Raw genomic sequence first — 6,007 nt, forward strand, 5'->3', positions numbered from 1 at the left:
GCCTCCTGCACGTCCGGCGACCACGTCCGCGCATCCCCCACCAGATCACTCACATGCTGTCAACGAACCCGAACCCAAAGCGTTTCGGATCAATAGCGCCTGATGCTCAACAAAGATCGCTCGTAGATTTCTCGTGCAGCTGCATTAGTTCGATGAGGCTGGAGAAGTCTCGGGATACTTGCAACATGCCGATCCACCTTGCCGGAGCGAACTGATGGGTATTCATCAAGAACTTGCCTCCATGTCTGGCAGGCAACGTCTAGAAGTCCCAATTCAAGCTGCCGTTCCGCCAGCATGGAACTGAATCGCAGTGCGGAGCGTCTTGTGTCGTCAGGGTCTCGCAGGCGGAAATGCGATTTGAGGGAATCGACACTTCCCTTTACGTCTCCCAGCGCGTACCGGACCTGAGATTCATGATATGCCAGGGTGGCGGGGTCGTAGCCTCCGAATGTCTGCGAGGTGCTTTCGGCTTGATTCATGGACCGTTCGGCTTCTCTAATGCACCGTAGTGCTTCGCTACGGTCACCGGCGACCGCAAAGGAGTGGGCCTGTTGACCTGTCATGAAGGCGCGCACACGTGGCCCGGTCTGCGGAGAAGTTGCCGAGGCCGCATCCGCTAGACGTACTGCCATAGAGCCATGTCCCAGATCAACAGCCTGAACGGAAATCCCGCGTAGGATGTGGCAGTACGCCATGTGGTCGCCGCTTGCGCCTGCAAGTTCCAAGCCCTTGACGTAGTACTTCTGCGCGGTCCCTTGAGCCCCTTCGTCAACTGCCATCCAGCCTGTCAGATAGCAAAGAAAGGCGGCAGCCGACATCATGGCTTTCCGAATCTCGGTGGGGCCATCTGATCGCAGATAGGGGGCTACGGTGTTCACCAGAAATGCGGCTGCCATGGGGCGAGTATGGCGACCTCCAAGGTCATCGTAGGTTTCAGAAAGGCGATCAGTCATTTGAGTGACCAGTTCAACCTCTGACATTCCTATACGTGGTTTCACTCCAGCTTGAACAGCCTCCATTCTGCCCATAACGTCCGGCCAATCAGGAATGGTCAATACGATAGAGAAGAGGCTTGCTCCGAGAAAATGACGTCGCTCCACGTCCTGTCTCCCTAGGTCAATTAGCTCTTCCACGACGGAGCAGTCTTCTGCGTTAAAGGCAGGAGCGGGGAAGCCGGCTTCCGTGTGTGTGACAGGCCGTTCTAACTTGCGCGAAAGGGCTTCTAGGATTAGTGGACGTGTCGATTCCTTCGGCATGTGTCCGTTCAACCACTGGTGTACGGACGGCTGTTGGTACTTGGTCGGTGTGCCCCGCTCGGTGCCGACACGGTTAACCCACTGCGCAAGTTGGCGCAGTGTCCATCCCGTCTCGCGGTGCAGGCTGGCAAGACCTTCGTTCGGTTCACGGGTCGCCACCGGGTCAACTCCTCGCCTTCAAGCGCTTAACGCTCTTATGCCCAAGGTGCTACCTCAACGGTACCCCTGAGCGTGACTGACCGGTTGCCTAGAGCGAACCGAGGTCACGACGAGCGACAACGAAGGGGCACGGGCTGACGAACATGGGCAACGACACCAGGCACCAGGCACCAGGCACCAGGGCGACGACGTGGCCTTACTGCTCGTGCTTATCGTCGGTGGCTGCTGGGGCTTGGTACCCGACGTCATCCCGCGTTCCGGGTACGACCGGAGTCATACCACCCTCATCAGGCTGCGGGCCGGGCTACTTCGGCTCCACCGCACCGAGCTGCTTCCGAGCCGGCGATTCCCCAGCAGGCTGGAACGGTGGAGGCGTCATGACGGCTGAGCTTTGCGTGATCTGCATCGTGGCCGCACACAGGCTTGACCATGCCGGACTGTCCCTCGGGACGCAGTACGCGCTGCGGCAGATGATCCGCCAACATCCGCATCGGCGTTCGACGGACACGAAGAAGGTGCCCTGATGGGTGCGCCTTACGCAGACGGCACGGTCGTGTACGACTCCGCCACCAAAAAGGTCGGCGTCGTCATGGCCCGGATGGGCTCCCGCTACGCACTCCGCCCCCGTGGTGGTGGCCGTGAGTGGGACGCAGAAACCGAGGACTTGAGCGATGCGACGTCGGCCGTGCTCGGGCCGGCTGTTGCAGAGCTGAACGCCAACAGCAGGAACACCCTCTGACTCCGCCCTCGCGTATCGGCGTCCCCCGGCGCCAAAGAAGCTACGCGAGAGCGGTAGGAGCGAAGGGGACGACGATCCCCTCCTGCTCCTGGTCCCGGTCGCCATTGCGCCCCCGTCGTGGCGTCCGGGACCGCCCCCACCTTGTACAGGAGTAGCAGCATGATTGAACGAGGTCGGCACAAGGGCTGGCGTCCCGTGCCCGTCCCAGACATACAGACGGAACTGTCCGCCGTGTGCATCACTGCCAAGTGCAGCGATTCCGCACCGCCCCCGGAAGATGGGGAGAACTCCGACCGCGAATACGTGCATGAGTGGATGGGGTTCCATCTCCGCTGCACCGGACACGACCTGTTCGCCGAGATCCACCGGGAACCGGTGCGTTGGTGCCCGCCGACCCCGGAGCCCTCGCCCGAGGCGGCTAGCACATGAAGCGTTTCGCTATCACCTTGTTCTTTGGTATCGCTGGAGGCTGCCTCGGGCTGATGATCAACAGCCTGATCAGGCAGTGATCATTATTCCGAAAGCCGGCGCCCCTCTCTCAGATGGCACACGCACGGTGTACCTGTCGCACGGCAACAACCCGGACATCGATATAACGGTCAGCCGCGCCGAACTCTGGCAGTTCGTCCGCGACTACATGAACGGCAGACATGCCGACCTAGAGCCCTCGGAAGAAGAGTTGGCCGAACTCAGAACGAGCGGTCAGGTTCTGTACTGAGACTCCGCACTCTGGCGGTGACCACGTCCCACCAGAGTGCGGGCACAACCCCCGTTTGGCTGCTCCCCTACATCGGCGGGGAAGGTCGGCAGCCGGACGGGCTCAACAACAACCAAGTAGGAGCACCGATGGCCGAGGAACCGCGCGACGAGGCGTTGCAGACGATCGCAGATATGGGAGCAGCCGCCGAGGCGGCACGTGACACCACCTTGCCCCCGGAAATCCGGGCGGTGGCTGCGGAGGCTGTCAAGCACGCGGCGAACAAGCTGGCTGACGAACACCGCAGTGACTAGCCCTACTCCTCAACAGCACGCGGAAGGGACCGACGTATGACCACGCTCATTGACCCGCCCACCCGCCCGGTCGCAGGTATCCAGACCCTTGAACTGGAGATCACCGGCAAGTGCCAACTGACTTGCTCTCACTGCCTGTCGGACTCCGGCCCGCAGGCGACGCACGGCACGATGACCCCCGCCGACTGGCGACAGGTGATCACTGATGCTGCCGCGCTCGGCATCCCGCGTGTTCAGCTCATTGGGGGCGAGCCGACCGTTCACCCGCAGTGGCGCAGCTTCACCGGTCACGCGCTCTCGCTCGGGCTCGGCGTTCAGGTGTATTCGAACCTGTTCAACGTCGCGTGGTCCTGGTGGGAGACGTTCGAGCGGGATGGGGTGACCCTCGCGACCAGCTACTACAGCGACACCCCCGACGAACACGACAAGATCACGGGTAAGCCCGGGTCGTACCTCCGCACCCGCGGCAACATCGAGGAGGCGTTACGCCGCGGAATCCCGCTGTACGTCGGCATCGTGGACGTGCTCGACGGGCAGCGCGTCAGGGAAGCGCGTGCCGAGCTGAACCGCATGGGCGTGACGCACATCAACATCGACAGGGTTCGTGCGGTCGGAAGGGGCGCACTCCCCGGACAGGCGCCCACGGTGGACGACCTGTGCGGGAAGTGCACCCGTGGACGTGCTGCCGTACTTCCGAACGGGGATCTCGCCGGCTGCGTGCTCGCCCGGAACTTCCCGTGTGGCAACGTCCGGGAAACCAGGCTCCGCGATCTGCTCGGCGGGACGGCATGGGCCGACCTGTCTGCGAGCATCCCGCCTCTCCGCGCCGGGGCGTGCCCGCCCGACGATTCGGGCGACTGCGACCCTGCCAACACGGAAGCTTGTGATCCCGCTTACTGAAAGGGCCGCCATGGATTGGGAAGCAAGGGCGGAAGCACTCGCCGGTAAGGTGGCCGACCCTGACTCGCGGTGGCTCGCGCCGGTCGCAAGGGTGCCCCGGCACGAGTTGGTCCCACGTTGGTGGGAAAGGGAACCCGCGGGCGGATGGACTCTGCGCGACGGTGCGTCGGACCCCACCGCGTGGATGGATGCGGCCTACTCGGATCGGTCGCTGATCACCCGAGTCGGAGCGCTGCACGCTGACCACGCCGAGCCAGGCGACCAGGCCGAGGGGCTGCCTACGTCCTCGGCAACGCTGCCGAGTTTGGTCGTTCGGATGCTGCGTCATGGACGGCTCGGGGCCGGGCTCAGTCTGCTTGACCTCGGCACCGGAGCAGGCGGGCTCACTGCGTATGCCGCGTTCCGGCTCGGCAGCGACCACGTGACCAGCGTGGACGTGGACCCGTATCTGACCAGTGTGGCAGCCGAACGACTGGCCCCGATGGGGCTCCGGCCCCGGTTCCTTGCGTTGGATGCCACAGCCGAGGTTCCGGGGACGTACGACCGAATCGTTGCCACCGTGGGAATGCCACCCGGTCCGGGACTTCGGCCCGTGCTCGGCGCACTCCGCGAGGGCGGACGGCTCGCAACCACGATCGGCCGCACGTCCCTGATCCTCACCGGATGGAAGCACGCCAACGGGGACGTAGTCGGCGTGGTTGAGCGAGACATGGCCGGGTTCATGCTCGCCCGGTCCGGCGACGACTACCCGCCCGCCCTCGCCGAGGTGTTCGCACTCGCTCGGGAAGCGGACGGGGACGACGCCAGCACTGGCCGGTACCCCGTAGTGGACGTATCGGCAGCCTGGGAAGTCCGGTCCATGCTGGAAGTCACCACACCCGGTGTGGAAACCGGGTACGAGACCAGCGGAAGAACGCGCACTGCCTATCTCGTCCACCCGGACGGATCATGGGCCCGCGCTTCCGCCGAGTGGACCGACTCACCCACCGTGCACCAGGGCGGACCACAACGTTTGTGGGACGCATTGGAACGCATCCGAACCCGGATGCTCACAGAGGGCGGATTGCCCCTGTACGGAGCTCAGGCACGCATCACACCGGATGGTGTCGTTCATCTGTCCCGTGGCCGGTGGAAGGCGACCATGGGGGCATGAAAGCTCCGGCACGGCGGACGGCATGACCGTTCGAAAGCTCACCGTGCCGGACCGTGGCACTCCCGATCGGACCAGCCCCGAGCACGGGCAGACGTGCCCGATCTGAGCTGACGGGCTCAGGCTCTCGCCCCGGTCCGCCCTCGCATGCGGGGTGCCGCTCCACGGAGCGGTGAGAGTGCCACAAAGGCCCCGTCCGTGTGCTGCCCCCGTGGCGCATGGGCGGGGCTCCAACTGCCTAGTGTGCAGCCGCCTACGCGTCGCCCTGGTCGTCTTCCTCGGCCTGCGCGACGAACGACCCCTTCCCCCACTCCGTGTAGATGACCCCGCGGTCCCGCAGTTCCCGCACCGCTCGACGAACGGTCATCCGAGCTACCCCATGCTCCGCGCACAACTCCGCTTCTGAAGGAATCGGATCACCAGGCGCGTACGTCCCCGCATCGATAGCAGCAGTCAGCGAGTCGAGAACCCGCATGTACGGCGCGCGCGGGCCGTGCGGTGAGCGTGGGCTTTCAGACATGAGGGCAAGCGTAGACACCGGGATCAATCCACACGAGTTAGACAGGCATATCTGTTAGATAGGTAGACGAGTTAGACGTGTTGGCTTAGCGTGAGCCCTTCAATACGAAAGCGCCCCGACAGACCGGGCCTAATCGGTCTATCGGGGCTTCCGTCAATCAGCTAATAGGAGCTGAAGCACAGGGTAGGCCGCCTGGCGAGGTTCCTGCCGTGTGCAGGTCCTTTTCCTTGCGGCCCCCCTCCGAACCACGCGGGCTAGTTTCCCAGCACGTA

Annotated in this window: 8 protein-coding genes; 6 read left to right on the forward strand and 2 right to left on the reverse strand. The window is 63.9% G+C overall.

Annotated elements, in window-relative coordinates; translation table 11 throughout:
• Nucleotides 1–89: 89 nt before the first annotated feature.
• Nucleotides 90–1,415, reverse strand: a complete 1,326-nt coding sequence (locus AB0E05_RS36245; RefSeq protein ID WP_361971845.1) for a tetratricopeptide repeat protein — start codon at nucleotides 1,413–1,415, stop codon at nucleotides 90–92.
• A gap of 377 nt (nucleotides 1,416–1,792) precedes the next feature.
• On the opposite strand from AB0E05_RS36245, the gene AB0E05_RS36250 reads away from it, so the two are divergent.
• The 6 genes from AB0E05_RS36250 to AB0E05_RS36275 all read left to right on the forward strand — a co-directional run bounded on the left by AB0E05_RS36250 (nucleotide 1,793) and on the right by AB0E05_RS36275 (nucleotide 5,218).
• Complete coding sequence (locus AB0E05_RS36250) at nucleotides 1,793–1,939, forward strand: hypothetical protein (protein WP_361971847.1); 147 nt, start codon at nucleotides 1,793–1,795, stop codon at nucleotides 1,937–1,939.
• On the forward strand, nucleotides 1,939–2,154 hold the full coding sequence (locus AB0E05_RS36255) for a hypothetical protein (RefSeq protein WP_361971849.1): 216 nt from the start codon (nucleotides 1,939–1,941) through the stop codon (nucleotides 2,152–2,154). Before AB0E05_RS36250 ends, AB0E05_RS36255 begins: the two co-directional genes overlap by 1 nt.
• Nucleotides 2,155–2,659: 505 nt before the next feature.
• Nucleotides 2,660–2,872 carry a hypothetical protein gene (locus AB0E05_RS36260; RefSeq protein ID WP_361971851.1) on the forward strand — a complete coding sequence of 71 codons (213 nt, stop codon included), beginning with the start codon at nucleotides 2,660–2,662 and terminating at the stop codon, nucleotides 2,870–2,872.
• A gap of 128 nt (nucleotides 2,873–3,000) precedes the next feature.
• Complete coding sequence (locus tag AB0E05_RS36265; RefSeq protein WP_361971853.1) at nucleotides 3,001–3,165, forward strand: hypothetical protein; 165 nt, start codon at nucleotides 3,001–3,003, stop codon at nucleotides 3,163–3,165.
• Between the two features lie 36 nt (nucleotides 3,166–3,201).
• Nucleotides 3,202–4,065, forward strand: a complete 864-nt coding sequence (locus tag AB0E05_RS36270; RefSeq protein WP_361971855.1) for a radical SAM/SPASM domain-containing protein — start codon at nucleotides 3,202–3,204, stop codon at nucleotides 4,063–4,065.
• A 10-nt stretch (nucleotides 4,066–4,075) separates the two neighbouring features.
• Nucleotides 4,076–5,218 (forward strand): methyltransferase domain-containing protein, encoded by a 1,143-nt coding sequence (locus AB0E05_RS36275; RefSeq protein ID WP_361971857.1) that lies wholly within the window; start codon nucleotides 4,076–4,078, stop codon nucleotides 5,216–5,218.
• Between the two features lie 250 nt (nucleotides 5,219–5,468).
• Here AB0E05_RS36275 and AB0E05_RS36280 read toward each other — a convergent pair whose 3' ends face one another.
• On the reverse strand, nucleotides 5,469–5,735 hold the full coding sequence (locus AB0E05_RS36280; protein WP_361971859.1) for a winged helix-turn-helix domain-containing protein: 267 nt from the start codon (nucleotides 5,733–5,735) through the stop codon (nucleotides 5,469–5,471).
• Nucleotides 5,736–6,007: the final 272 nt, after the last annotated feature.

Source organism: Streptomyces sp. NPDC048057 (genome assembly GCF_040653095.1).
GTDB lineage: Bacteria > Actinomycetota > Actinomycetes > Streptomycetales > Streptomycetaceae > Streptomyces.